Origin of the sequence: Amphritea pacifica, assembly GCF_016924145.1 — a bacterium.
Lineage (GTDB): Bacteria > Pseudomonadota > Gammaproteobacteria > Pseudomonadales > Balneatricaceae > Amphritea > Amphritea pacifica.
The window spans coordinates 57,912-83,865 of the sequence record NZ_JAFFZO010000014.1; the positions used below are offsets into that span (position 1 = coordinate 57,912).

21 protein-coding genes, 1 other RNA gene and 1 riboswitch are annotated in these 25,954 nt (G+C 49.9%); of the genes, 13 read left to right on the forward strand and 9 right to left on the reverse strand.

Annotated features, from left to right (window positions below):
- The first annotated feature begins 50 nt into the window (after positions 1 to 50).
- Positions 51 to 974 carry a sensor domain-containing diguanylate cyclase gene (locus tag JW499_RS09695; protein ID WP_205210409.1) on the forward strand — a complete coding sequence of 308 codons (924 nt, stop codon included), beginning with the start codon at positions 51 to 53 and terminating at the stop codon, positions 972 to 974.
- A gap of 57 nt (positions 975 to 1,031) precedes the next feature.
- Here the strand turns inward: JW499_RS09695 and JW499_RS22435 are convergent, their stop codons facing one another.
- Positions 1,032 to 1,514: a MarR family winged helix-turn-helix transcriptional regulator gene (locus tag JW499_RS22435; protein ID WP_205210410.1), complete on the reverse strand. Its 483-nt coding sequence runs from the start codon at positions 1,512 to 1,514 to the stop codon at positions 1,032 to 1,034.
- A 247-nt stretch (positions 1,515 to 1,761) separates the two neighbouring features.
- On the opposite strand from JW499_RS22435, the gene JW499_RS09705 reads away from it, so the two are divergent.
- The gene (locus JW499_RS09705) at positions 1,762 to 2,307 is read left to right on the forward strand and encodes a VOC family protein (RefSeq protein WP_205210411.1); all 546 of its coding nucleotides are present in this window, start codon (positions 1,762 to 1,764) and stop codon (positions 2,305 to 2,307) included.
- A gap of 42 nt (positions 2,308 to 2,349) precedes the next feature.
- On the opposite strand, the gene JW499_RS09710 is transcribed toward JW499_RS09705, so the two are convergent.
- The 3 genes from JW499_RS09710 to JW499_RS09720 form a co-directional block, all read right to left on the reverse strand.
- Complete coding sequence (locus JW499_RS09710; protein WP_205210412.1) at positions 2,350 to 3,381, reverse strand: ion transporter; 1,032 nt, start codon at positions 3,379 to 3,381, stop codon at positions 2,350 to 2,352.
- Between the two features lie 190 nt (positions 3,382 to 3,571).
- Positions 3,572 to 3,901, reverse strand: a complete 330-nt coding sequence (locus JW499_RS09715; protein WP_205210413.1) for a hypothetical protein — start codon at positions 3,899 to 3,901, stop codon at positions 3,572 to 3,574.
- Positions 3,902 to 3,943: 42 nt separating this feature from the next.
- Positions 3,944 to 4,069: riboswitch (SAM-I-IV-variant riboswitch) on the reverse strand.
- An 82-nt stretch (positions 4,070 to 4,151) separates the two neighbouring features.
- Positions 4,152 to 4,658, reverse strand: coding sequence for a retropepsin-like aspartic protease family protein (locus JW499_RS09720; protein WP_205210414.1), 507 nt, complete (start codon positions 4,656 to 4,658; stop codon positions 4,152 to 4,154).
- Positions 4,659 to 4,848: 190 nt separating this feature from the next.
- Here JW499_RS09720 and JW499_RS09725 point away from each other — a divergent pair, with 190 nt between their 5' ends.
- From JW499_RS09725 to JW499_RS09740, 4 genes are all read left to right on the forward strand, one after another.
- Positions 4,849 to 6,114 carry a DUF3422 family protein gene (locus JW499_RS09725; protein WP_205210415.1) on the forward strand — a complete coding sequence of 422 codons (1,266 nt, stop codon included), beginning with the start codon at positions 4,849 to 4,851 and terminating at the stop codon, positions 6,112 to 6,114.
- Between the two features lie 144 nt (positions 6,115 to 6,258).
- An RNA gene (ffs, locus tag JW499_RS09730) (signal recognition particle sRNA small type) lies at positions 6,259 to 6,355 on the forward strand.
- 1,836 nt (positions 6,356 to 8,191) lie between these two features.
- Positions 8,192 to 11,125: a CmcI family methyltransferase gene (locus tag JW499_RS09735; protein ID WP_205210416.1), complete on the forward strand. Its 2,934-nt coding sequence runs from the start codon at positions 8,192 to 8,194 to the stop codon at positions 11,123 to 11,125.
- 183 nt (positions 11,126 to 11,308) lie between these two features.
- Positions 11,309 to 12,793 carry an HDOD domain-containing protein gene (locus JW499_RS09740; protein ID WP_205210417.1) on the forward strand — a complete coding sequence of 495 codons (1,485 nt, stop codon included), beginning with the start codon at positions 11,309 to 11,311 and terminating at the stop codon, positions 12,791 to 12,793.
- A 41-nt stretch (positions 12,794 to 12,834) separates the two neighbouring features.
- On the opposite strand, the gene JW499_RS09745 is transcribed toward JW499_RS09740, so the two are convergent.
- Positions 12,835 to 14,373, reverse strand: coding sequence for a tetratricopeptide repeat protein (locus JW499_RS09745; RefSeq protein WP_205210418.1), 1,539 nt, complete (start codon positions 14,371 to 14,373; stop codon positions 12,835 to 12,837).
- Positions 14,374 to 14,748: 375 nt separating this feature from the next.
- On the opposite strand from JW499_RS09745, the gene JW499_RS09750 reads away from it, so the two are divergent.
- Positions 14,749 to 15,303, forward strand: a complete 555-nt coding sequence (locus JW499_RS09750) for an outer membrane beta-barrel protein (protein WP_205210419.1) — start codon at positions 14,749 to 14,751, stop codon at positions 15,301 to 15,303.
- 256 nt (positions 15,304 to 15,559) lie between these two features.
- Here the strand turns inward: JW499_RS09750 and JW499_RS09755 are convergent, their stop codons facing one another.
- Positions 15,560 to 15,742 (reverse strand): hypothetical protein, encoded by a 183-nt coding sequence (locus JW499_RS09755; RefSeq protein WP_205210420.1) that lies wholly within the window; start codon positions 15,740 to 15,742, stop codon positions 15,560 to 15,562.
- A 216-nt stretch (positions 15,743 to 15,958) separates the two neighbouring features.
- Here JW499_RS09755 and dnaX point away from each other — a divergent pair, with 216 nt between their 5' ends.
- The 6 genes from dnaX (at position 15,959) to JW499_RS09785 (ending at position 20,990) form a co-directional block, all read left to right on the forward strand.
- The gene (gene dnaX / locus JW499_RS09760; protein ID WP_205210421.1) at positions 15,959 to 18,052 is read left to right on the forward strand and encodes a DNA polymerase III subunit gamma/tau; all 2,094 of its coding nucleotides are present in this window, start codon (positions 15,959 to 15,961) and stop codon (positions 18,050 to 18,052) included.
- Positions 18,053 to 18,132: 80 nt separating this feature from the next.
- The gene (locus JW499_RS09765; protein WP_091360948.1) at positions 18,133 to 18,459 is read left to right on the forward strand and encodes a YbaB/EbfC family nucleoid-associated protein; all 327 of its coding nucleotides are present in this window, start codon (positions 18,133 to 18,135) and stop codon (positions 18,457 to 18,459) included.
- Between the two features lie 15 nt (positions 18,460 to 18,474).
- Positions 18,475 to 19,074 (forward strand): recombination mediator RecR, encoded by a 600-nt coding sequence (gene recR, locus JW499_RS09770; RefSeq protein ID WP_205210422.1) that lies wholly within the window; start codon positions 18,475 to 18,477, stop codon positions 19,072 to 19,074.
- 7 nt (positions 19,075 to 19,081) lie between these two features.
- Positions 19,082 to 20,248, forward strand: a complete 1,167-nt coding sequence (gene rnd / locus JW499_RS09775) for a ribonuclease D (protein ID WP_205210423.1) — start codon at positions 19,082 to 19,084, stop codon at positions 20,246 to 20,248.
- A gap of 11 nt (positions 20,249 to 20,259) precedes the next feature.
- On the forward strand, positions 20,260 to 20,550 hold the full coding sequence (locus tag JW499_RS09780; protein ID WP_091360941.1) for a YcgL domain-containing protein: 291 nt from the start codon (positions 20,260 to 20,262) through the stop codon (positions 20,548 to 20,550).
- Positions 20,550 to 20,990, forward strand: a complete 441-nt coding sequence (locus JW499_RS09785; RefSeq protein ID WP_205210424.1) for a YcgN family cysteine cluster protein — start codon at positions 20,550 to 20,552, stop codon at positions 20,988 to 20,990. The genes JW499_RS09780 and JW499_RS09785 overlap by 1 nt, the downstream gene beginning before the upstream one ends.
- 82 nt (positions 20,991 to 21,072) lie before the next feature.
- Here the strand turns inward: JW499_RS09785 and rpsA are convergent, their stop codons facing one another.
- From rpsA to JW499_RS09800, 3 genes are all read right to left on the reverse strand, one after another.
- On the reverse strand, positions 21,073 to 22,752 hold the full coding sequence (rpsA, locus tag JW499_RS09790) for a 30S ribosomal protein S1 (RefSeq protein WP_205210425.1): 1,680 nt from the start codon (positions 22,750 to 22,752) through the stop codon (positions 21,073 to 21,075).
- A gap of 239 nt (positions 22,753 to 22,991) precedes the next feature.
- Entirely contained in the window at positions 22,992 to 23,762 is a 771-nt protein-coding gene (locus tag JW499_RS09795; RefSeq protein WP_205210426.1) for a hypothetical protein, read from the reverse strand.
- Positions 23,763 to 23,781: 19 nt separating this feature from the next.
- Positions 23,782 to 25,869 carry a carboxy terminal-processing peptidase gene (locus tag JW499_RS09800; protein ID WP_332874423.1) on the reverse strand — a complete coding sequence of 696 codons (2,088 nt, stop codon included), beginning with the start codon at positions 25,867 to 25,869 and terminating at the stop codon, positions 23,782 to 23,784.
- Between the last annotated feature and the right edge of the window lie 85 nt (positions 25,870 to 25,954).

The following is a 25,954-nucleotide window of genomic DNA, read 5'->3' on the forward strand; positions in this document are numbered from 1 at the left end:
ATAGGCTACACTTAAGAGCATCCTGGAATTTTGTAGGCGGGGACTGTATTTTGGAAGGCGATTTAGAAAATTTCCTTCATATTCTGGATTGTCTGCCAGTGGCTGCAATGGTGCTGATGTTCAACGAAGATTCGCTGAGAGAGCCGGGTCGGCAGAGCATTGTCTACGTCAATCAAAAATATCAGCAACTGATAGGTTTGCCTCTCGATCTGATGCCCAGCCAGGACGACGGGATGGTGGTCGCGCCTTCTGAGACTCAGCCGCAGGAAAAAATGTTGCTGTTTTGCCGCAGCATTGTCCAGCAGCTAAGGGAAGCGCATGGTAGCGTCCAGGAGCGGTTACAGGTCCGTTGCAGTGATGGCAACGAGCGTGACTTTCAGGTGACAGGAGATAACTGCACAGTTATCCAGGATCATTACCTGATCACTTTTCAGGAGGTAACCCGCTTTACCGCTGAGATTGAGCAGCTGAAGCAACAGTCAGAGATCGATCAGTTGACCGGCGTTTTTAATCAGCACCATCTGCTTAGAAGGCTTGCCGCAGAGGTTGAGCGGGCACAGTCGAGCGGTACAGGTTTTACCCTGATGATGTTTGATCTCGATTTTTTTAAGGATGTGAATGATCACTATGGTCATAACTGCGGTGATCAGGTTTTAATCACCACTGTTGATATTATCCGCACAGCGCTGAGCGGTGTTGATTGTCTGGCCCGCTGGAATGGCGCTGATTTTGTCGTGTTGATGCGTGAAGATAACCCGGGAATCGCACGGCAGGTGATTCAGAAAGCCTGGCAGGGGGTGCGTGCACATACCTTTTGCTGGCAGGATTCAACCTTTGCCATGACCACAACCGTGGGGCTGACCACCTACCGGCGGGGGGATACTCCTGAGTCGATTCTGGACCGTGCAGATCTTGCATTAAAGCGGGGTAAGCGGGTGGGTGGCGACTTTATATTTGTTGATGATAGTGGCTGAAAATACCGCCTATTCAGTCATTTATCTAATCTGACACTGTATTTCAAGGGGAAAAAGCTAACCCCACTGCTGCAGTTCAAGTGCTTTGTGGCGAATCTTTTCCATCAGACCCAGCAGTTGATGCAGCTCCTCATCTGAGAGTGCAGAGAGGATAAACGCTTCCCGGGCGAGTATCAGCGGCACAAGTTTTTTGTAGATTCCCCTGCCTTTTTCGGTCAGGCTGAGCCGGGTGTAACGGCGGTCATCATGGTCTTCCTGCTGATGTATTAACTCTGAATCTCTCAGCCGTGAGATAGTGCGGCTGACCTGCATCTTTTCCAGATTGCAATGAGCTGCTATCTCTTTCGCAGACATCGCATTCTTATTGCCAAGGGCAGCCATGATCCGCCACTCCTGACGATTGAGATTAAAACGCCCTGAATAGAGCTGGGATATCGACTGGCTGACCGCTGTATCCAGGGTTGCTAACTGGTAGGGAAAATAATGGCTCAGATCCAGATGCTGTTCTTTAGTGTCCTGAGTGGCATGTTTATCGTTCACTAAGGTATATCTCTAATGGGCCAGAAATAACATTTATTTTATATGGTTATTATAGAAAAAGACAATTTCCAGTTATTGAATAATCAAACTTTCTTTAATTTACATCATAAAAACAGTGAGTTATTGATAGAGACTTACGTCCTGATAATAGTCACGGCTGTTACCTGTCTGGTCTGATCTGTAGTGAGATGCTACTTTGGGGATAACTAAAACCTAATAATAACAATTAACTATGAGAGGCTTTGTCATGATTCAGATTGAACAGATACATCACGTTGCATACCGTTGCAACGATGCGAAAGAGACCGTTGAGTTTTATAAAGATGTGCTGAATATGGACTTTCTGGTCGCGATAGCGGAAGACCGTGTTCCCTCTACCAAAGAGCCTGATCCCTATATGCATCTGTTTCTGGATGCCGGAAATGGCAACATTCTGGCGTTTTTTGAGTTGCCAACCAAGCCAAAAATGGACCGGGATCAGAATACTCCGGCGTGGGTGCAGCATATCGCTTTCCGGGTAAAAGATGAGGCCGCTTTACTGGCCGCAAAAGCAGAGATTGAGTCAAAAGGGATCAGCGTTATCGGACCTACCGAGCATGGTATTATTCGTTCAATCTACTTTTTTGATCCGAATGGTCATCGTCTCGAGCTGACGTATGTGAAAGGCACTGATGAGCAGATGAGCGAACTGCAGCGGGTTGCACCGCTAATGCTGGAAGAGTGGTCCCGGACTAAGAAGGCACCGAAACATGCGGCCTGGTTGCATGAAGAGGAGTTTAACGGCCTGGATTAAGCCAGCTGCTGTTGCAGGAAACGGAGGCCCAGCCTCCGTTTTTTATGATCGCTCTTTACTGCGGCCTCGTCGCTCCAGCCATTTGACGCTGTGATTACAATGGGGGCAACGGTCGTGCAGCACCGCATCGATCTCCTGACGCAACTGGTTCAGGTCGCGACTAACGTCCTGTTCCATCTTACGGTCTATATTGGCGTGAAGAATATGGGCGGCATCTTCTTTACTGATACCCAGGGTTTCCCGCATCTGGTTCAGAGCTTTATGCTCAATCGAGTCAATTTCACCGTCCTGAAGTGCCAGATTCACCATTTTTTCATAGGTCCGGCGTCGCTCCCGAATTGCCTCGCTAAATCCCGATGCCAGCAAACCGGCGGGGAGGGCAACGATGCCAAGGCTCATGATACTGATTATCGAAGCCATGATCTTACCCATCACAGTAATGGGAATAACATCGCCATAGCCTAAGGTTGTCATGGTGACGATAGCCCACCACATGGCCGCGGGAATGCTGCTGAAAGCTTCAGGCTGGGCATGATGCTCTGCAAAATAGATCAGGCTGGAAGCAACAATGATCAGCATAAACAGCACAAACAGTGCTGCGCCGATGGATCGAGCTTCCCGCTGTAACACCTGCAATAACAATGACATCGAGGAGGAGTAGCGGGTGAGTTTAAAAACCCGCAACAGACGTAACACCCGCATGAAGCGAAGGTCTACAACCAGCATCATACTCAGATAAAATGGCAGAATAACAATCAGATCAATCAGCGCCAATGGGGTCAGCATATAACGCAGTCGTCCCCAAACCGGATGCTTATGGGCTATCTTTTCATCCTCTACACAGCTCCACACCCGCGCTACATATTCAATGCTGAATACAATAACCGAAAAGACTTCAAACCAGTAAAACCATTGATGCTCCAGGGCTGTAATGGCTGGCAGGGTTTCCAGTATAACGAACAGTACATTCAGTGAGATCAGCAGGATCAGGAAGATATCAACGATTTTTCCCAGCGTGTGCTGCTTATTGCCGATATCGAGAATTTCGTATGTTAGTTTGCGTCTGGAGATCATGTGAAACCTGATAAAAGTTGAGCTGATGCGCCATAGTATCGGCAAAAGAACTTGATTTTAAAGTATTTAACCTCCCGAACTGGGTTTTCCATGGATGCAGACAGAAACAGTGCTGGAGGCAGGGAGGGATTATCACGGTTTCTGTCTGCGTTGCGTCCCGTCGTTTTAATGACCCGAGAACGGACTGCGCTCAAAGTGAGCGACACCACTGTTCAGTTTTCAATGGATCAAGCTGTAAGCTTAAAGATGTGTTACAGATGATTTTCTGTACTGCTTCTGTGGTAAGGCTGTTGCCGGGCAGTTCTAGCACCTTGTAGCCATGGCTGTTGTCACGCTGACGAAATTCGATATAGAGAAACAGATGTTCCCGCGACTGGCGTTTGCCCTGGGTGATCCAGTAACGAATATTGCACTGATAATGGTTGTGCCAGCAACAGGCAGGTGAGTTGAGTTTAACCTGGCGAATTGCCGCAACGGTTTCCGTACGGGGTGATTCTGAATAGATATGTGCTTCAAACATGGATCTGCTCCCATTTTCATGAGAGCTGACGTTGATACGTGGGGGTTACCTGATTTTTGTCGGTAATGACCACATCGTTTTGCTGCTGTTTGTTACAGCGGTCAAAACAACCACCTTGCCCAGGCAGGCAGGTTGGCGAGGACGTCAGCCCTTCTCTTGATGTAAAAAATTAACTGACAGGCATTCTAAATCAGAGGTATTTCCAGTGCAATGCCAGCAGGTGTTTTTCTTAACATTGGCGTTGCTCTGTTTAACGTTTCAGGGTCAGGGTGTCACCGCGCTGAATCAGCTCCAGATGCTGCAAAAAACTCATTCCCAGTAGTACCGTTTCCCCCTGCATATGTGGATTGATGTGGGCGGATACATCTGCCAGCGACAACCCTCCCAGTGCGACAGAATCCAACCGGGTGTCATAAACCTTAATGGTGCCATTTGCGGTGCTGGCATATGAGACTCTGCCGGGTGTTAGCCGGAGTGTATCGGCCAGCGTTCCGGGGATGCTGATGTCGGTGGCACCGGTATCAAGCAGAAATTGAACCGGCTGGCCGTTGATGGTTCCGGGGGCCACATAATGCCCCTGACGGTTGCGTTGCAGCACGACAGGCTGATGGTTGTCTGAAACCTGCAATGCGTGGTTGGGGTCATTCTGCTGTAGCAGGCGGCCCTGAAAAATCAGATAGAACACCCCCAGAAGCGTAATCCAGGTGAGATGGGCAAAGAGTCGGCCAACAAAGTGCCGGCTGCTATCCTGTTTCATATTGCTCCTGTATATTAGGTCTGACTGTAGACTTTAGTCTGATAGGGGCGGTAGATCTTGTCTCCCCTCTCTGAGTCAGACGCCAGAGAATATAGCCGGTTCATTTTTAGCATATGCGAGCCGAAAAAGGATAGCCTTAGTGTCAGGTTGATCTGAGTTATTAACCGAGAGAGTAGATGGGAGAGAGATAGTGCTGTTTCATTCACAGCGGCAGATGATTGCCGATGAAGTTCACGCCCGGCCATTTCAGCAGCTGAGTCCCCCGTTAAAAGTGCTGCATTTTGCTCTGATGCTGGGGGAGAAAGGGATCGCCGAGGTGCGTGATGATATCTCTGCGTTTTTTCTCCGGTGTGGCGGGCAGGCTATGGAGCCGGAAGCCAGCTTCTGTTACCAGCAACTTGAATCACTGGCGCTACGCTGGGAAGCGCATACTGAGTTTTATACCCTGACCCTGTATCAGAATCAGCTGGATAGCCGCTGGCAGCAGACCTTATCGGGCTTGCCGGAAAACTGGAGTGATCAGCTTCCCGGCGAGCTGATCACCGGGGTGCAGATACAGGTTATGGAGCCTTCCGCCGAAGGCGATGAGGAGAGGGCACGGGAGTTGTTCAGAAATCATCAGTTGATAGGTTCCCGGGTGATGCGGGGCGCTGCCCGGGTGTGGACCGATTTTCGTGCCGAAGGTGAGTTCTATCTGGACCGGATGCTGGTGAAAAACATCCACATGCATGGCTATCAGTGTGGCCGGCTGATACAGCGTCTCTGCGAGATTGATACCTATCGTGCGGTCGCCCTGCTAGGTTTGGAACCCGCCCGCGAGACCATGAGAAAAGTGTCCCGGCTTGACCGGGAGCTGGCCGAGATAACCCTGAAGCTAAGTGCGCTGGATAAGGGGGATGAGTCCGAGACACTGGATGCTTTGATGTCACTGTCGGCCCAGGCAGAAGAGATCTCAGCAGATACGGTAAACCGGTTTTCAGCATCCGATGCCTATTATGCTCTGGTAAGAATGAGAATCTCAGAGCTGGAGGAGATCCGTATCGAGGGCCTGCAAACTCTGGAGCAGTTTATTGAGCGAAGGGTCGACCCGGCGATGCGTACCTGGCAGGCTGCGGCCCAGCGGCTTGAGCGTTTGTCCCAGCGTATAGCCCGCTCCAGTGATCTGCTGCGTTCACGGGTGGATCTGTCAACCGAGCAGAAAATTCACGGGCTGCTCAGCTCGATGAACAAACGTACCCGCCGGCAGCTGAATCTGCAGGCAAAGCTGGAAACCTTCTCCATTATTGTCGTCACCTATTATGTTTTCGACCTGGTGGAGCGCACCATTCGCCATCTGACTTCAGGCGAGCCCCGCGATATGGCGATTCACTGGTTGAGTTACTCTCTGCCAGCCGTTGTTCTGCTGGTCTGGTGGTATGTGCGGCGCATTACCAAAGAGTTTGAATCGGATGATTAATGGTTGTTTTTTAAACATATTCTTCATCGCATAGCGGTAGTTTTCAGTCTTGCCTGCAATCCTGTTTGCATCTGCCGGACAGGCTGTTATACTGCGCGCCTGTCTCGTTCGAGACGACCTTGAGTGGTCACGTTATGGTGGCTCCATTGGTCCTCCCGCAACGATAAGCCGTGAACCTGGTCAGGCCCGGAAGGGAGCAGCCACAGCGGTGGATTCGTGTGCCGGGATGTGGCTGGTGGAGCTGCCCCCAATCACCATATCTTCTATTTTAAGCACTGGCATTTTTGCGATTGGATTTATGTGCATAGTCGTTTTCGGCTTAGAAGCGTCGACCCGGAAGGGAGCAGGCTAACCCCTGCGAGGCGGTGGATTCGTGTGCCGGGATGTGGCTGGTGGAGCTGCCCCCAATCCCCATATCTTCTGTTTTAAGCACTGCAAATTTTTTGCGGCTCTATTTATGTGCTCGATTGGTTCCGGTTCAAAACGTTGATCCGTAGGGAGCAGGCTAACCCCTGCGAGGCGGTGGATTCGTGTGCCGGGATGTGGCTGGTGGAGCTGCCCCCAATCACCATATCTTCTATTTTAAGCACTGGCATTTTTGCGATTGGATTTATGTGCATAGTCGTTTTCGGCTTAGAAGCGTCGACCCGGAAGGGAGCAGGCTAACCCCTGCGAGGCGGTGGATTCGTGTGCCGGGATGTGGCTGGTGGAGCTGCCCCCAATCCCCATATCTTCTGTTTTAAGCACTGCAAATTTTTTGCGGCTCTATTTATGTGCTCGATTGGTTCCGGTTCAAAACGTTGATCCGTAGGGAGCAGGCTAACCCCTGCGAGGCGGTGGATTCGTGTGCCGGGATGTGGCTGGTGGAGCTGCCCCCAATCCCCCATATCTTCTATTTTAAGCACTGGCATTTTTGCGATTGGATTTATGTGCATAGTCGTTTTCGGCTTAGAAGCGTCGATGCGGAAGGGAGCAGGCTAACCCCTGCGAGGCGGTGGATTCGTGTGCCGGGATCTGGCTGGTGGAGCTGCCCCCAATCCCCATATCTTCTATTTTAAGCACTGGCATTTTTGCGATCGTATTTATGTGCATAGTCGTTTTCGGCTTAGAAGCGTCGACCCGGAAGGGAGCAGGCTAACCCCTGCGAGACGGTGGATTCGTGTGCCGGGATATGGCTGGTGGAGCTGCCCCCAATCCCCATATCTTCTGTTTTAAGCACTGCAAATTTTTTGCGGCTCTATTTATGTGCTCGATCGGTTCCGGTTCAAAACGTTGATCCGTAGGGAGCAGGCTAACCCCTGCGAGGCGGTGGATTCGTGTGCCGGGATCTGGCTGGTGGAGCTGCCCCCAATCCCCCATATATTCTGTTTTAAGCACTGGTGTTTTTGCGATTGTATTTATGTGCATAGTCGTTTTCGGCTTAGAAGCGTCGACCCGGAAGGGAGCAGGCTAACCCCTGCGAGGCGGTGGATTCGTGTGCCGGGATGTGGCTGGTGGAGCTGCCCCCAATCTCCCATATCTTCTGTTTTAAGCACTGCAAATTTTTTGCGGCTCTATTTATGTGCTCGATCGGTTCCGGTTCAAAACGTTGATCCGTAGGGAGCAGGCTAACCCCTGCGAGGCGGTGGATTCGTGTGCCGGGATCTGGCTGGTGGAGCTGCCCCCAATCCCCCATATATTCTGTTTTAAGCACTGGTGTTTTTGCGATTGTATTTATGTGCATAGTCGTTTTCGGCTTAGAAGCGTCGACCCGGAAGGGAGCAGGCTAACCCCTGCGAGGCGGTGGATTCGTGTGCCGGGATGTGGCTATAAATAAAACATGTAATGTGAAGTTTTCGTTGATGGTTTTGGTTTTTCTTAGAGAGTTTGAAATGATTTTATATTTCAAGCAGATTGAATATGTCTTAATGAATATACTCTGATTGTTGCACTTCTATTAAGTTTTATTGGCGTATAAATGGAATGATCTTTTTAAATTTATTGCTGATTGATAATGTATGATTACTATATACTTTTCTCTCATACCTTCCTGAAGTATAGTGTGCATATATATGTTAGCTTATAAAGGATCCTGATAATGCATGCAAGTTCGTTCGAAAATATGAAAAAATGCTATCAGAAATATATTGTCGGTAGCGAACTCGAACAACGAACCCCACTGCTGGTGTTGGATGTGGGTGGTGCAGATGTTAATGGTAGCTATTCTGATATTTTTTCGGGTTCTAATATTCAGTATCTTGGGGCTGATCTGGCTCCCGGAGCAGGTGTCTCCGTTGTGCTGGATGACCCAAATACATTACCGCTGGAAGATAGTTCCGTTGATATAGTTATTTCTGGTCAGATGCTTGAACATTGTGAGTTTTTTTGGGAAATTTTTGCTGAGTTTGTCAGGGTCTTGAAAGATGATGGATATATTTTTTTAATAGCACCGTCTTCCGGCCCTATACATAAATTCCCAGTGGATTGCTATAGATTTTACCCTGATTCATACCGTGCTTTAGCAAAGTATACTGGTTGTCATTTGGTTGAAGTGTGGCATGATGATCGTGGCCCGTGGGACGATTTGGTTGGTGTTTTTAAAAAGAGTGAAGGTGTTGAAAAGGATTCAGAAAATGATATTTCTCTTGTTTTAGAAAATAATTCAAAAGCAGGTATATTATCTACTGAATTTGATATAGTAAAAGGTGAATTGCCATATACAGAGCTTCTTAAATTTATCCATGAAAGTATATTACCTGATTGCTATCTTGAAATCGGTGTACGAAATGGCCGTAGTTTATCTTTAGCAAGTTGTGATGCCGTTGGTGTTGATCCGGATCCAGAAATAACTCATGAGCTAGGCGATAATACCCGGGTTGTGAGTCAAACAAGTGACTATTTTTTTGAGCAGGCCATCGATCCGGTGTTACAAAGAAAACCGGATCTTGTATTTATTGACGGAATGCATTTATTTGAGAATGTCCTAAGAGATTTTATCAATGTAGAAAGGGTAAGTGGTCCGCATACAGTTGTAGTAGTAGATGATATTTATCCAAATCATCCAAAGCAGGCTGCGAGAGAACGAAATACAAGGGTCTGGACTGGCGATGTTTGGAAATTACATACGATACTTAAAAAATATCGTCCTGATCTAACATTAATTCCTATCAATACAAGCCCAACAGGCTTGCTGGTTATTCTTGGGCTGAACTTCAGAAATAAAGTCCTGACGAGTCGATATAACCCAATAGTCCGTGAAGCCCTGTATTCGTTAGATACGCCTGATCAGGGTACTATTAATCGTGAGGGGGCCTTGTCACCCTCTGAAGAAAATATGCGTCAATTGTTTCAGGTTATTTATCGAGCCAGGCGTCTTAAACTTCCTTATAAATCACAATCGGAAGTGTATGATCGTCTTTTAAATCGGGACTCGAATAAGTCATCAGAAAAATCGAAGCAGCTTGCTATGAGTGTCATTGTGATCTCTTATAACATGGCGCGAGAGTTGCCTCGTACATTAAAGAGCCTGAGTCCGCCTTTTCAAAAAAATATATCTGTTGATGATTATGAGATTATTGTAGTCGATAACGGTTCATCTGATAATTTAGATAAGGTGATGTGTCAGGCAATCTCTCCCAATATACGCTTTATTGTAACTGATGGATGCTCTGTCTCACCTGTAAGAGCGATTAATCACGGATTGAACGTTGCGCGTGGTGAGTTGGTGGGGGTGATGATTGACGGAGCCCGCATGGCATCTCCAGGTTTATTAAACAAGGCTCTGTCTGCATCAAAGTCTTCACCTCATGCCGCCATTGGAACGTTAGCGTTTCATTTAGGCGAGGATGTTCAAATGAAGTCAGTTCTTGCCGGTTACAATCAGACTGTTGAGGATGAGCTGCTTAATAGTGTGGGATGGGAAGAGGACGGCTATAAGCTTTTTGATGTTTCAGTTTTTGCAGGTTCATCCAGTGGTGGCTGGTTTGATCTGCCGGCTGAAACTAATGCACTTTTTTTACGCGCAAACGATTGGATAAAGATAGGTGGCTATGACGAGCGTTTCCAGCAACCGGGAGGAGGGCTTGCGAACCTGGATACATGGCGCAGGGTTTGTTGTGACTCCTATTTTGATGTGGTGATGTTATTGGGTGAAGGGACGTTTCATCAATTTCATGGAGGTACAGCGACGAATGCAATAACGTCTGCCTGGGATGCGTTTAATAAAGAGTATAAAAGTATTAGAGGATGTGATTATAAACGACCTGGAAATGTGAATGTATCTTATTTTGGTAGTATTCAGGATAACCAAAGGGCGAGCTTGCTGGAGTCTTTGTTTAAATCATTGCCGGATTTTAATAAATTACCAACGAGTAATCTTGAGGTGCAGGAGCGGTCATTTAATTCTAAATTCCCTCCATCTCTGCTAGCAGAAATTCAAAAAGGCGTTATGAATACCACTTATCGGAATATAACCTTTTTAAAAAGTCCATTGGATATCGGTATTTATTATAAGTTGTTTGATAAGGTGTTGCCAAAAACTGTTATCGAGATTGGTTCTAAGTTTGGAGGGAGCGCCTTGTGGTTTGCTGATATGCTTTCTGCTTATGGGGTTGAGTCACCTAAAGTTTTATCGATTGATATTGAACTGTTAGCTGATTTTTCCGATGAACGGATTGATTTCATAACGGGTGATGCTGGTCATTTGGATGAGGTTTTGAGCGAAAGTCTGATGAATAGCCTGCCCCGGCCCATGCTCATAATAGAGGATAGTAGTCATTTATATCATCATAGCATGGCCGTTTTAAATTTCTTCCATGGTTATCTGCAGAAAGGCGATTATATTGTTGTTGAAGATGGTGTATGCGCGCAGTTTTCCGAGTCTCGCTATCGGGTATATGATAATGGCCCGAATCGGGCTGTTAAAGAGTTCTTGCTCGCTCACGGAGATAGCTATGAAATAGACACTGATCTTTGTGATCACTACGGTATTAATGCTACCTATAACCCCAATGGATATTTGAAACGGCTTTAATTGTGCTGAGTAAATGAAGCGTTAGTTTTGAGTATGTCGCGATAAGCTGTATAAAGCCTGACTGATTAATAGCTTTCTGCGTTTTATTCCATTACTCAAAATCACACCTTCACGATGCACACTTATCTCTGCCTGTTTTAAACTGGATGTTGTTATCATTTGTCTGTATCAGGGGTAGTCAGAATGTCGGCAAATATTACGCCTCATGGGACACGCGAATGGGTTGAGCGGATCAGTGAGCATGAGTTGCCCGCGCTGTGTTCGACTATTCGGGAGATTGAGAAGATTTCCAAAGATGATACCTCTTCACTGGCCAGGCTGGGGCAGGCGATTTTACACGATCATGCACTGACCACGGCGGTTCTCAAAGTGGCCAATAGTGCTGGTTATATGGGGCACAATCCGGTCACTACGGTAAGTCGGGCGTCGGTTGTGCTGGGACTGACCCGGATTAAGAATATTTGTATCACCGCCAAAATGCTCAACAGTCTGCTGAAAAACAGAAAGCTGACTCCCGGAGTATACGAGCGACTGTTAAAGCTGATGGCGCAGTCATTCCATGCCGGAATGATTGCCAAGATGATGATGCAGGATTATGAGGACGATGTTCAGGAGGAGGCTTTTATTGCCGCCCTGCTGAATCGTTTTGGTGAGAGTGCTTTCTGGAGTATGGGGGGGCCGGTCACCGCCGAGCTGGATAAGCAGCTGCGCCAAAAGCAGTGTGTCAGACATGACGATATAGCCTATATTGTGCGTCAGAAGCTGGGTACCAGCTTTGAGGAGATGAGTCTGGGGCTGGCCAGTTCCTGGAATATGGGCAGTGTGCTGATCAGCACTCTGGAAGAACCGGAACTGCGTACTCCGGAGCTGCGTTGTGTCAGTCTGGCAGTGAAAGTGAGTGAGGTACTGGCAACGCCTCACTATAGTCGCAACGAGCTGGATAAGCTGCTGACAGGTATGGCTGACCTGACGCAGTGGGATAAGCGGGACCTGATGGCCCGGGTAGAGCAGTGTTCTGCTGAGACGGTTGAGCTGTTACGTACTTATGGCGCCGGAGTTTTAACCCGCTATATCCGTCATGATCTGGCCACTCAGGTGCACGGGGACAGCGGGCCGGTTGTGGAGCCGCTGAGTGATCAGGCGCTGCAGCTGCGGATTCTGAGGGAGCTGGCGTTTTTACCCAATGAGAATGCGGATTTTAACCTGGTTGTACAGACCGCATTAGAGGGGATTCACCGGGGTATCCGGATGCGCCGGACTATCGTGTTCCTTAAGTCACGGGAGCGAGGCTGTCTGATGCCCCGGTTTATCTCCGCGGTTAATTTTAATCAGATTAAGCGGGAGTTTGTCGTCAGTCTTGGCGGTTCGCCTAATATCTTCACCCATGTTCTTAATAGCCGGCAACCGGTCTGGGTAGAGAATCTTAATGTGCCAAAGTGGCGGGCCTATCTGGACAGCTCACTGCGACAGCAGGTCAGTAGTGATGGATTTTTTATCGCCCCCATTATCTGGGGGCGGCACTGTGTCGGTCTGTTTTATGCCGATCGTAATGAATCAGCAGGCAATGCGGCTCAGCGGCAACTGAGTGAGGATGACTTTATGGCGTTTACACTGTTTGCCCAGCAGACCAATATCTGTTTTTCACTGATTTTGAAAAACGCAGAGTGATAGCTAATCGGAAACAGCCGCAAGCTACTTTCCCCGTTCGGTTAACGGTTTTCAGCGGCTCTGACAGCCCCCCAATGTGCTGATATTCTCTGGGCAAGATCTTCCCGGGCAGCCAGACCTGTCACACTAGACAGTGTATATGCGATAGTTTCTTTAAGGACCGGGTCTTCCATTTTTTCGCGCATCAGTGCGTCAAAGAGTGGCTTTCCGAGGGTATAATCCGTTTTCATTGTTAACGCGATAAGCAGATTTTCAATGGGATGAGGAGGCTCAGGATATGACTGGAGTAACGTTAATGCCTGATCGGTATCGCCCTGTTGGTCTAAGCAGTTTGCCAGCTCTTTTGCTAAAGTGGGTTGCTCTGGAAGGTGTGATATCGCCTGTTGGAGGACTTCAATGGCTTCGCTGTTTCGCCCCTGCACCAGAAGCGTTCCAGCTAACCTGGTATGAAACATTGGATTGTTACGATTGAGCTTAATCGCTTGCTGGTAGCTATGTTCTGCTCCTGCATAATCCAGTTCAGCCTTGAAACAGTCGCCCAGCAACATGTATACATAGGGAGGACATTGGCCACTGGTCATCACCTGTATCAGTGAATGCTTAGCCCCGCGGGCATCGCCCCGCCTGAGTTGTGCCCGGGCCAGTTGCTCCCAGTGTTTACCTGAAAACCGCGCTTCATTAATAATGCGTCTGTTATATTGAGCTGCCTCAAGTGGTAACTGCGGGTTAGCTGCAAGTACCTTTAGTTGATCCAGCAAACTCTCTGGGAGGGATAGGTTATCTTTATCAGTGTTCAGCGGTTGTGATTCTGCTAAGTGGAGCAGTTCTTTTACCTGCTTATTTTGTTGTAGTGGCGTTTTATCTGTCCAGTGAGGGGATTCATCCTGGGCACGGTGATCAATATAAGCAAGCAGGTTGTTCCATACGGCTTCGAGTTCATCTATCAACGCGTCTGGCAGGAGGTTGCGCACACGGTTATCGACAGAATCCTGGCTCAGTTCATGGCGAATAGGAGAGGGTGTTGTTGCATTCAGTTCAAGTCCGAAGCAGCTGCTTACTTCGTTGATCAGTGGCAATCCTTGCAATAAAGAACGGTGAGACACTACCAGACACTGTTCAGGGGTTTCTTCTAATAGTGATATGATGCGCTGGTGATACGCGAGCCATATATGCGCTGCCAGTTCTGGGGATTGCCAGAAGCTCAGGTGTACGTCCATGTTCCCCAGACCGAATGCCAGCTCTTTACTGTGTCGGTCCCACAATGATTGAATGCTTCCGCTCCAGTGGCGAAGTATCACCAGATATTGACCTTGCTTGCCCAGTAGTTGTCGCCATGCCGGTAAAAAAAGGCAGGCTCTGGGATCTTTGGCCCCCCATGGGCCTGATTCGCTGGTGTTTCTGTGGTGCAGGTAGCGTGATAACAGATCTATTCGCAGTGAAGGATCAAAAGCTGACTCATCACTGAAACGCCAGTCGGTGTCGTTGAGGCGTAAAAGGCGATCATGAAGGTTGACCAGTGGCATATCCTCAAAGTGACCATCTGGATTTGAGATCGCGGGAGGCATCAGCTCTGTTCCCATACTGAGCCCTGAATGATGCAGCCATTGAGCGGCTACGGATGATAGCGATCGGTGGAAGGCGACGATAAAAAACATTGGACTGTGCTCATGTTCACGGGAATAGCTTTTCCTTGAGAGAGTCTTACGAATTCATTCTCTCATTAAGAGGAGTAGACATTACAGGATCAAACCTGAAAACTCATTACCTTAGCCCGAATCTGATCCGATTACTTCCCATTGAGTTAACGAAAATTATCTTTATTGATCATTATCGTTCGATCTATCAATCATTTAATGATGAGGTTTTTCATAAATAGGAAAAACTCTCATATACAACCATTTACTGAGCTGTATCTTACCTGCGTTTTATTAGAAATATTGTCAGGGATTAAGATTATGAAAAAGTTTCTTTTGGGTTTAGGGGTTGTTGCTTTTCTTTCACCAGCTGTTGCCAATGCAGGGGGAGGGTATCTGGGCGCTTCATATGGATACACGAAGCTGGAACTGAGTAATACAGAAAAGGCTGCCTTAAATAGCTTTGGTATTACAGTGACAGATGATTCTGATCAGGGATACAAGATATTTGGCGGTTATCGTTATAACGATTACTTTGCGGTTGAGGCTTTTTATGCCGACTTTGGTGATCTTGAGCTTTCTAATGGCGCAGTTACGGTCTCGGAGGAAACATCGGGTTACGGTTTATCTGCAGTAGGTCTCTTACCGGTAACTGAAAATATTGATCTGTTTGCCAAGGCCGGAGTGATGAGATGGAGCATCGATGCGACTTCTAATATCGGAGGGACTGCTGGTAATGATGGCAATGATATAACCTTTGGTGTTGGTGCTGAGTATACACTGGATGTTGTAACAGTCCGTGCAGAAATGGAGCGTTTTGAAATAGGCGACAGTAGTATGGATCTGGTTTCTGTGGGACTGGCGCTTAACTTCTGACCTTGAAACCATACCGCTCCGGGTTTGTTCTGAGTGTTTATCTTAATCGCTCATCTTCAGGGCTTATTTTCAGGGCTTATTCAGGAGGGAGTCTTTATCTTAAAGCTCTCTCAAGGTCGTTGTGACAGAGTCGTGGCAAGCAGAATATCAATACCCTCAGTTTTGAGGCTGCGGCTATCAGAATGATAAATAACCAGCTATGCCTGAAATATTACCCGGAGGTAATTTTCGGCATAGTCTGGTTAATCGATCGTTGTTAATGGCCGGGGTAACCGTTGTCCTCCAGAGACACCGGTTCATCGCTGCTGATCCAGCAGGGGGCTTCTTCTGTGAGGATCTCAATCGGGCAGTGGCGGTCCTGAAAGCGGATGATCTCCTGTTGTTCGATTAAACGATGGTTGCGTATCCTGTACTCGTTTGCACTGTTCGCTTTTTGCATCTCCACATCCTCGCCGGTTAGAAGATTGTTGTTGTTCGTTTAAGTTAGTCTATTTATTCCGGGTTCGCTAAAGAACAGTTTTCATGTAAAACCTGAATCACTTGATAAAACGCAATTTAGTTATCACATATTGGCCGGTTTCGCTGGCGATATCAGGCGGTTACCGTTAGCATTGGTAGCCATGAATAAACACCCCTCTCATATAGATTTGCAGCGATGAGTTATCAGGTACTGGCGCGTAAATGGCGTCCCGCTAAGTTTCAGGAAATGGTTGGTCAGGAGCACGTGCTCAAGGCACTGGTGAATGCTCTGGACGATGACCGGCTGCACCATGCCTATCTGTTTACCGGCACCCGCGGGGTTGGTAAAACGTCGATTGCCCGATTGTTTGCCAAATCACTGAACTGTGAGACAGGTGTCTCCTCCACTCCATGCGGCGAATGCTCAGCCTGCCGGGAGATCAGTGAAGGCCGGTTTGTCGATCTGATCGAAGTGGATGCGGCATCCCGTACCAAGGTGGAAGACACCCGCGAGCTGATGGAGAATGTGCAGTATGCTCCAACCCATGGCCGCTTCAAAGTGTACCTCATTGATGAGGTGCATATGTTGTCGACACACTCGTTCAATGCGCTGCTGAAAACGCTGGAAGAGCCGCCTCCACACGTTAAGTTTTTGCTGGCGACTACTGATCCGCAGAAGCTGCCGGTGACGATTCTGTCCCGTTGTCTGCAGTTTAATCTGAAGAATATGATTCCGGAGCGCATCGTTGAGCACCTGTGTCACGTGCTGACGGCGGAGAATATCCCCTATGAAGAACCCGCGTTGTGGCTGTTAGCCCGCTCTGCGGATGGTTCGATGCGGGACGCGCTGAGTCTGACCGATCAGGCGATCGCCTTTGGTGCCGGTTCGGTGGTTGAGGCTGATGTCCGGGCGATGCTCGGTAGCATCGATCAGCGACTGGTATACCGTTTGGTGGACAGCCTGGCCGCACACGATGCAAAAGGGCTGCTGACCACCGTTGAAGAGCTGGCCCGTTACTCCCCTGATTACAATGCGGTGCTCGGTGATCTGATCAGTCTGATGCACCGGATCGCGCTGGCTCAGATCGTTCCGGATGCGGTAGACAATGGCCTGGGAGACCGGGATCTGGTGCTGGATCTGGCAGGCAAGCTGACCGCTGAAGATGTTCAGCTGTTTTATCAGACGGCTCTGATGGGGCGTAAAGATCTGCCCTTTGTCCCGGATGCCAGGGAAGGGGTTGAGATGACCCTGATGCGGATGCTGGCGTTCCGGCCAGTATCGGTGAGCCATCAGGGGCTGAGCCAGCCCAGCGAGACTGACTCGGCTTCTGCTGCAGCTGCTGAAGAGCCGCGTGCCGCGACACCGGTTGCTGAGCATCCGCCTGCAGATCCGTCGCCAGCCGTAGCCCGACAGACTGAGCCGCAGATTCAGCCTGTGTCTGACCCGTCTGCACCGCAGGGGCCACAGGATTCCCCTCCGGATTATGACGAATCCTATCTGCAGGGTGATGATGAGGCACTACCGGGAAAAAAGCCTGAAACTGATTCCGAACCGCCCGTTGATGCGGGGCACACAGCCGTAACGACGCAGGTGTCGCAGCCTGGGGTCGACCTTCCCTGGGAGGAGAGCTCCCCGCTGCCATCGCAATCAGAAACTGTGGTTCATTCTATTGGGCGTCACGCTGATGAGGAGCCTGCGCAACCGGCGGTGAGTCCCGCTGAGTCAATTGCCAGTCCTCAGGTGGATTCAGCGTCTGTAGACCGTCCGGAGCTGGCTGACCAGCCCGAACCGCCGATGACTTCTCAGCCGTCATTTGCCAACCCTGCTGTTTCAGCGGTGGAAAAGGGCGCTCCAACACCGGCAACGGTTGCAGGTCCGGAAGCTGACGTCAGTAAGGAGATCGGCCAGTTCATGCCTGAGCAATGGGTGTTGCTGGTTGAACTGATCGGCCTGACCGGGATGACCTACAGTATCGCATCCAACACTTCACTGGAGTCGGTCGGTGATCGCTGGTGTTTTCATTACACCAACGAACAGAAAGCGCTGATCAGTGAGACCCATATTGAACGTATACGCGAATCGATTGGTCATTATTTTAACCAGCCGGTTGAGGTAGAATTCAGTTTAGGCAGTTATGGTCGTGAGACTCCCAGCCAGTATCGTGACCGCAAACGCGCTGAACGTCTGGCGCAGGCCGTCAGCTCAATTCAGAATGACCCGGTTGTACATTCGGTGATTGAACGGTTTGCCGCCACTATCGATCTTCAGTCGGTGCAGCCCATCGATTGAGTCAGGGGTAAACCCGATTATTTTGCGAACAGATTTAACCCGGACGTGGGCGCCGGGCTTTAAAAAAGGCGAGGACGAATATGATGAAAGGTGGCATGGGTAACCTGATGAAACAGGCCCAGAAGATGCAGGCTGAGATGCAGAAAGCGCAGGAAGAGATCGCCAAGGCCGAGGTGAATGGCGAGTCCGGTGCTGGTCTGGTGAAAATCGTGATGAACGGTCGTCACGATGTGCGCAGTGTGGCGATCGATGACAGCCTGATGGAAGAGGATAAAGAGATCCTGGAAGACCTGATTGCAGCCGCAGTGAACGATGCTGTGCGTAAGGTGGAAGCGAACACCCAGGAGCGTATGGCGAAAGTCACCGGCGGCATGGGTATGCCACCGGGCTTCAATATGCCGTTCTGAGGCTGAGTACTGACGATGTCGTTTAGCCCTCTGATTCAGGATCTGATAGATGCATTTCGTGTGCTGCCCGGTGTCGGTCCGAAGACGGCTCAACGGATGGCTTTTCATCTGCTGGAACGTGATCGCAGCGGCGCCAGTACGCTGGCATCAGCACTGACGGTGGCGGCAGAGAAGGTGGGCCATTGCAGTTGCTGTCGCACCCTGTCCGAGAACGAGCTGTGTTCGATCTGTGCCGACAACAGTCGTGATGAATCGCAGATCTGTGTACTGGAATCGCCGGTGGATATGCTCGCCATTGAGCAGACCGGGGGCTTCAATGGTGGTTATTTTGTACTGATGGGCCACCTCTCGCCGATTGATGGTATTGGTCCCGATGATCTGGGGCTGGACCTTCTGTTTAAACGGCTGGAATCCGGTGCGGTCAAAGAGATGATTCTGGCAACCAATCCAACCGTGGAAGGTGAAGCAACGGCGCACTTTATAGCCGAACAGATAAAGCATCTGGATATCCGGGTGACCCGTATCGCTCATGGCGTGCCGGTGGGTGGTGAACTGGAATATGTCGATGGCGGAACACTCGCCCATGCAATGGCCGGTCGCCGGTCGATGAACTGAGGTACTGATGACACAAGCGTATAACTGGCAGCGACTTGAAACTGCTGCAGCTGAGCCGGTCTGGATCACTGATGATGAAACGCTTGCCGATTACTGCAAGCAGTGGCAAACCCTGCCTCTGATTGCGCTGGATACCGAGTTTATCCGGGTGGATACCTTTTACCCGGTGCCTGGCCTGATACAGATCGCTGATGATACCGGCTGTTACCTCATTGATCCGCTTAAAATCGAAAACTATGCCCCCTTGGTGCAATTGTTTCGTAACCCATCAGTGCTTAAAGTACTGCATGCGGGTAATGAGGATCTGGAGCTGTTCCTCTATATGCTTGGTGAGCTGCCGCAGCCGATCTTTGATACTCAGATTGCTGCCGGTTTTCTTGGCTGGGGTTTTTCCATGGGCTATCAGCGTTTGGTTGAGTATGCGCTGGATGTTAAGCTGGATAAGGGTGAAACCACCTCAGACTGGTTGCAGCGTCCATTGAGCGCGTCGCAGCAACTCTATGCCGCTCTGGATGTGGCCTATCTGCCGGTGCTGTGTCAGCGCCAGATAGCGGAACTTGAAAGCCGGGGGATGCGCCAGTGGGTTGAAGAGGAGACCGCACTGTTACTGCAGCAGACGCCGGACAGCGATCCGGATGGCGTCACTTATTACCAGCGTTTTAGTCAGGCCTGGAAGCTTCCGCCGGAAAAAATAGCCGCCCTGCGTGACCTGACCGCCTGGCGTGAGCGGATCTCCCGGCAGCGGGATGTGCCCCGTAACCGGGTGTTGAGAAATCATGCTCTGCTGGATATCGTGCATAAATGGCCCACGGATCTGCGAGCCCTGGGGAAGGTAGAAGATATCCGTACGCAGCAGGTTAAGCAGGATGGTGAGGTGATACTGGGTTTTCTTAAAACCGCAGCCCAGTCTGCGGTAGCAAAACCGCCGGAGCCGATCCAGCAGCCATTGAGTTATAAGTGGAACAAACCCCTTAAACAGCTGAAAGCGATGGCGCGCAGTAAAGCGGAAGAGCTGAATATAGCGCCTGAGATACTGTTGCGTAAAAAAGATCTTGATGCCCTGATACGAACGGAAAATCAGGGCAAGTTCAGTCTGCCGCCGAGCCTGTCAGGCTGGCGAAAAGCGGTGATTGGCGATGCATTGTTGGAAAAATTGCAGAGCCTGGAAGTATAAACAGAGAGTTTATGAAAAAGATTTGTAGTGTGTTCCGCAGTTCCAAAAAAGATGAGATGTATCTTTATGTGGATAAGATGGAAAAAATGACACGGGTGCCTGATCCTCTGAAAGAGATGTTTGGTGCCCCAGTCCATGTCTTTGATATGTTGTTAACGCCGGAAAAAGAGCTGTCCCGGGTCGATGCGGCAAAGGTGCTGGAAGATATCCGTGAAAAGGGTTACTTCCTGCAGATGCCGCCCCCGAAAGATGATTATCTGCTCGATCTGTATCAGGACCGGCCAGAAACCGGAGTGCGCTAGTGGCCGATCAGGTATTCTGGCGCAGCAAGTCACTGCAGCAGATGTCTCCCCCGGAATGGGAATCTCTCTGTGATGGCTGCTCACTCTGCTGTCTGCATAAGCTTGAGGATGAAGATACCGGCGAGGTGCATTACACCAGCGTGGTTTGCCATCTGCTGGATATGGAGACGCTGTATTGTACGCAGTATGAAAAGCGTTGTTCGCTGGTGCCTCAGTGCGTCAAACTGCGGCCGGAAGATGTCGAAGCGTTTCACTGGTTGCCGCCCAGCTGCGCCTACCGGCTGGTGCATGAGGGGAAAGAGCTGCCCGAATGGCATCCGTTAGTCAGTGGACGTCGGGAATCGGTGAAGGAAGCGGGTGCTTCGGTACTGAGCTGGTATGAGATTACCGATGACAAGATTGAAACCGATGATGATTACTTTGACTATCTGATCGACTAACGCTGGTGTTACAGACAATTGCCAGGAATATAAAAAGGAGCGCATTGCGCTCCTTTTTTGTGTTGCGGTTCAGGCCGCAAAGTTACTTCTTCGCTTCCAGCTGTGCTTTGATCAGATCACCGATCGTGGTTGGGCCGGAAAGCTCAACGGGCGCATCAGCAACAGCCTTGATAGCCGCTTTCTCATCAGCCTGGTCTTTAGCCTTGACAGACAGCGTGATTGAACGATTACGGCGGTCCAGATTGACGATCTTCGCTTCAACCTCTTCACCGTTTTTCAAGGCAGTTGTCGCATCTTCGATGCGGTCGATGCTGATGTCCGCGACTTTCAGGTAGCCTTCGACGCCCTCTGCCAGCTCGATAGTCGCACCTTTCGGATCCACAGACTTAACTGTACCCTTCACAATGGCGTTCTTGTCATGAACCGCAACATAGTCAGAGAACGGGTCGCCGCCCAGTTGCTTAATACCCAGTGAGATACGCTCTTTTTCAGAATCGATAGAGAGGATAACCGCTTCGACATCGTCACCTTTCTTATATTCACGCAGCGCTGTTTCACCGTCAGCATCCCAGGAGATGTCCGACATATGCACCAGACCATCCAGATCATTTTCCAGACCGACAAAAATACCGAAGTCGGTGATGGTTTTGATCGCGCCGGTCACCTTATCGCCAGCAGCATACTGCTCAGCGAAGCTGGCCCACGGGTTAGGCGTGCACTGCTTGATACCCAGTGAGATACGACGACGCTCCTCGTCCACTTCCAGGATCATCACGTTCACTTCGTCACCAACCTGTACCACCTTGGATGGGTGAACATTTTTATTGGTCCAGGACATCTCTGAAACGTGCACCAGGCCTTCAACACCATCTTCAATCGATGCGAAACAGCCATAATCGGTCAGGTTAGTGACCCGTGCCGGTACGATAGCACCAGATGGGTAACGCGCTTTAATGGAGGACCATGGGTCTTCGCTTAGCTGTTTCAGGCCCAGAGACAGGCGGTTGGTTTCTTTATCAAACTTGATGATTCTGACGGTGATCTCATCACCGGGGTTGAGCATCTCACTTGGATGAGAGATTCGCTTCCACGCCATATCGGTGATATGCAGCAGGCCGTCAACACCGCCCAGATCGATAAATGCACCGTAGTTGGTCAGGTTCTTCACATAACCCTTAACATCCTGACCCTCTTCCAGAGTTTCCAGCAGTTCATCGCGTTGTGCGCTGTTGGCTTCCTGAAGCACGGCGCGGCGAGAGACAACAATGTTGTTGCGCTTAGGGTCGAGTTTGATCAGCTTGAACTCAAGCTCTTTACCTTCCAGGTGGTCGACATCCCGGACTGGGCGTACATCGACCAGAGAGCCAGGCAGGAACCCCTGAATGTTATTAACGTTAACAGTGAAACCACCTTTGACCTTGCCGCTGATATAGCCTTTGACCGTTTCTTCTGCATCAAATGCGCCCTGCAGGACTTCCCAGGCTTCCGCACGCTTGGCTTTCTCTCGGGATAAGCGGGTCTCACCGCTACCATCTTCAACGCTTTCCAGGGCAACTTTAACCATATCGCCCACTTGAATTTCAAGTTCGTTAGCATCGTTCAGGAACTGGCTGCGATCAATAACCGCTTCAGATTTCAGGCCAGCGTTGACAGTGACCCAGTCGCTATCGATATCGACAACCTCACCCATCACCAGGGTACCGGGCTTCATATCGATATGTTGCAGGGATTCTTCAAATAATTCAGCAAAGCTTTCGGACATGTATATTCCTATTGGCCTGCCCCTGATAAACCGGGGGACTGCCATGTTTACACCCGCATCGTCAGCCGGACACAGGGTCAGTTTGGATAGCCCGATGGCGGCCGTGTTGGCTGACGAAAATAACAGCAGGCATCAGGACAGGACCGCAAATTATACAGAATTTGACGTTTTGATTAAAGGGCAGCCACTTTTGGCTGTCTGAACGGGGAGGCGTAGAGGGGGAATTAAGGGGAGGATTTTTAGTTGCTGAAGCTGCTCATGCGCTCGGCAAACAGCTCCTGACAGGGCTCCAGAACCGCTTTAAGGTCACTCTTCAGGCGGCTGCTCATCAGATCGGTTCTTTCGGTTTTGAAATACTCGACAACCTGCAACTCTTCAGCACGGTTATTGGCCGCGATATCCATACCATCGCCGATACAGTAGGCAAACACTGGCAGGTGGTGGTTAACGACGTCGTCGATCTGATCCTGGTCGAGTAACAGTTTATTCATCGTCAGATAGCGGCGGTACTCCTGTGCTGAGGCGGCGGCCATCCCTTTCAGCTGATTACTGTTGAACCGTTTGGATTCCTCCTGACTGGCGAGGAGCTGCCTCATGCGGGTATGAATGGTGGACACCTCCTCATCGAAGGTGTGTGGGGCATAGCGTTCATTGGTGCGTTTGTAACGCTCCAGCTCATCCACTTTAGCCTGCAGGGTAGTAATCTGTTCCCGCATCACCTCCGCCTCATTTAGCAGCTTAAAGCGCTCCTCTTTGAGGGTGGAAATCACCTTCTCTACCGGCGTCATCGCATCCTGGGCGATGGTGGGGTTGAGGCTGGGATCGTCGGTTGCCTGCGGTGTTGTGGTATCGAGAGGGATGACCAGTTCACCAAAGCCTTCAACTTTTTTACGGTTTTCTGCCTGTTGCTCGCTGATCACGTGATAGACGAAATACCCGGTCACACAGGCGATGATCAGCAACACCGGAGCACCAATCAGAAGTCCAAGCTTGAGCCTGCTTAACTGCATTAAATCTATCCCTGTCGGATCAGTTCTTAAGCGCCATATAGTTATGGGTCAGTTCAATCATATCAAGCAGTACATTACCCGTTTCGGTGAGAATCGCTTCCTGCTCAGGACTGATGGTGCGTCCCTGAGAGTCTTTCTCCAGCAGATCATCCAGCTCTGAAAGCGCTTTGATGGTGGGCAGTTTTTTCGCTTCGCGGCGCTGGTTTTCCTGATCCAGCAGCCACTGCTCAGATTTGTCGCGCTCAGCCTTGAGGGTTGCTTCATTCAGGGATAGCTCTTTATCCTGCTTATTCTCATGCATCCGCTTGATCTGGGCGTTCATATAGAGGAAATCGGGGTTGAATTTGGTGCGTTCAAGATGACGCTTGTTCAGTTCCGGCAGGATAGTGCTGAAGTTGACATAGCGCTGATGGGGCACCTCATGCACCATATCCCAGGGCAGGGCACCCTCCAGCGAGCTTTCGCCAATCTCGTCGGTGTCATACAGCGTTGGCAGCGTTACATCGGGAATCACCCCTTTATGCTGAGTGCTCTCGCCGGAGATACGGTAAAACTTCGCATGGGTCAGTTTTATCTGCCCATGGTGCAGGGGCGAGAGGGTCTGTACGGTGCCCTTGCCAAATGTCTGACTACCGACAATCAGACCGCGCTGATAATCCTGAATGGCCCCGGCAAAGATCTCTGAAGCCGAAGCGCTGAGCCGGTTCACCAGAACCGCCATCGGGCCGCTATAGGCGACTTTAGGATCGGCATCCCCCTGAATATTGACCCGGCCCTGAGGGTCTCTTATCTGAACTGTCGGCCCGCGACTGATAAACAGTCCGACCAGCTCATTGGCTTCACGCAGTGAGCCACCACCATTGTTGCGCAGATCGATGATCAGTCCGTCGATACCTTCATTGGTCAGTTCTTTGATCAGACGGGCGGTATCACGGGTGGTGCTCTTATAGTCGCGTTCGCCGCGCTGCAGGGCGGCAAAATCGATATAGAAAGCCGGAATACTGATGACCCCCAGTTTGTATGGCTTACCCTGGTGTTCGATCTCGATCACCTTGCTCTGAGCGGCCTGCTCTTCAAGCTTCACCTTGTTGCGGGTGATCTTAATAATTTTGTGCTGGCTGTCATCTCCATCGGCGGGAATAATATCCAGGCGCACCACGGTGTCTTTCGGCCCGCGGATCAGTGCCACCACTTCATCGAGGCGCCAGCCGACAACATCTTCAATCTCACCGTCTTCACCCTGGCCCACACCCACAATCAGGTCGGCGGGCTTTAACTGTCCGGCTTTATCGGCGGGTCCGGCAGGCACCAGACGCACCACTTTGGTATTGTCATTCTCACTCTGCAACACCGCGCCTATACCCTCCAGTGACAGGCTCATATTGATATTGAAATTTTCCGACAGACGGGGTGAAAAATACTGGGTATGTGGATCAAACTGCATTGTCAGTGCGTTGGCAAAACTCTGGAAAACATCTTCATTGTTGGTCTGCAATGCGCGGTTTAACTGGCTTTTGTAGCGTTTTATCAGTAGTTTTCTGGCTTCCTCAACCGGCTTGTCAGCCAGTTTTAGTCCCAGTAATGCACTCTTCAGACGCTTGCGCCAGAACTCATCCATCTCCGCTTCGCTGGCGGGCCACTGACTGGTTTCACGGTCGGTGATGATGGTTTCATCGCGATTGAAGTCGACCTTATAGTCGGGGCTTTCGAGGGTTGCGATCAGCTTGCTTAAACGTTCCTGAGTACGCTGCTGATAGCGGTTGAAGATAGCATAAGCGGCGGTGAGATCTCCGCTATTGATCTCATCGTCGATCTCTGTCCGGTATTGTTGGAACTCATCAATGTCGGAGCGGTAGAAAAAAGCCTTTGAAGGATCGAGACTATCCAGATACTGATCTAGTACTTTGCCCGATAGTTCATCATTCAGTACGATATTAGTATAGTGATCCCGGTTAAGGGATGTGACAATATCGGTGATCGTCTGGCTGTGGATGGAATCCGGTTGCAAAACAGAGCTGGTCAGTGCGCTTGCTGGCAGCGCTGTCATCAGCCCCAGGATGAGTGAAGACGCGGTAAGCAATCGACGTAAGTGGCGTGTGTAGATCAAGCTGTATGTTCCTGTTTTGCTACTACTGATAGGTTCTGAGACCGACAAATAACCAGCTTGGTTCCGTAACTCAGAAAATCTGAGT

What these genes read in the sequence shown, in the direction of transcription:
- JW499_RS09705 (WP_205210411.1), top strand. Translation starts at nt 1,762, where the DNA reads ATGATTCAGATTGAACAGATACATCACGTTGCATACCGTTGCAACGAT.
- JW499_RS09710 (WP_205210412.1), bottom strand. Translation starts at nt 3,381, where the DNA reads ATGATCTCCAGACGCAAACTAACATACGAAATTCTCGATATCGGCAAT.
- JW499_RS09715 (WP_205210413.1), bottom strand. Translation starts at nt 3,901, where the DNA reads ATGTTTGAAGCACATATCTATTCAGAATCACCCCGTACGGAAACCGTT.
- JW499_RS09720 (WP_205210414.1), bottom strand. Translation starts at nt 4,658, where the DNA reads ATGAAACAGGATAGCAGCCGGCACTTTGTTGGCCGACTCTTTGCCCAT.
- JW499_RS09735 (WP_205210416.1), top strand. Translation starts at nt 8,192, where the DNA reads ATGCATGCAAGTTCGTTCGAAAATATGAAAAAATGCTATCAGAAATAT.
- JW499_RS09740 (WP_205210417.1), top strand. Translation starts at nt 11,309, where the DNA reads ATGTCGGCAAATATTACGCCTCATGGGACACGCGAATGGGTTGAGCGG.
- JW499_RS09745 (WP_205210418.1), bottom strand. Translation starts at nt 14,373, where the DNA reads ATGGGAACAGAGCTGATGCCTCCCGCGATCTCAAATCCAGATGGTCAC.
- JW499_RS09750 (WP_205210419.1), top strand. Translation starts at nt 14,749, where the DNA reads ATGAAAAAGTTTCTTTTGGGTTTAGGGGTTGTTGCTTTTCTTTCACCA.
- JW499_RS09755 (WP_205210420.1), bottom strand. Translation starts at nt 15,742, where the DNA reads ATGCAAAAAGCGAACAGTGCAAACGAGTACAGGATACGCAACCATCGT.
- dnaX (WP_205210421.1), top strand. Translation starts at nt 15,959, where the DNA reads ATGAGTTATCAGGTACTGGCGCGTAAATGGCGTCCCGCTAAGTTTCAG.
- JW499_RS09765 (WP_091360948.1), top strand. Translation starts at nt 18,133, where the DNA reads ATGATGAAAGGTGGCATGGGTAACCTGATGAAACAGGCCCAGAAGATG.
- recR (WP_205210422.1), top strand. Translation starts at nt 18,475, where the DNA reads ATGTCGTTTAGCCCTCTGATTCAGGATCTGATAGATGCATTTCGTGTG.
- rnd (WP_205210423.1), top strand. Translation starts at nt 19,082, where the DNA reads ATGACACAAGCGTATAACTGGCAGCGACTTGAAACTGCTGCAGCTGAG.
- JW499_RS09780 (WP_091360941.1), top strand. Translation starts at nt 20,260, where the DNA reads ATGAAAAAGATTTGTAGTGTGTTCCGCAGTTCCAAAAAAGATGAGATG.
- rpsA (WP_205210425.1), bottom strand. Translation starts at nt 22,752, where the DNA reads ATGTCCGAAAGCTTTGCTGAATTATTTGAAGAATCCCTGCAACATATC.
- JW499_RS09795 (WP_205210426.1), bottom strand. Translation starts at nt 23,762, where the DNA reads ATGCAGTTAAGCAGGCTCAAGCTTGGACTTCTGATTGGTGCTCCGGTG.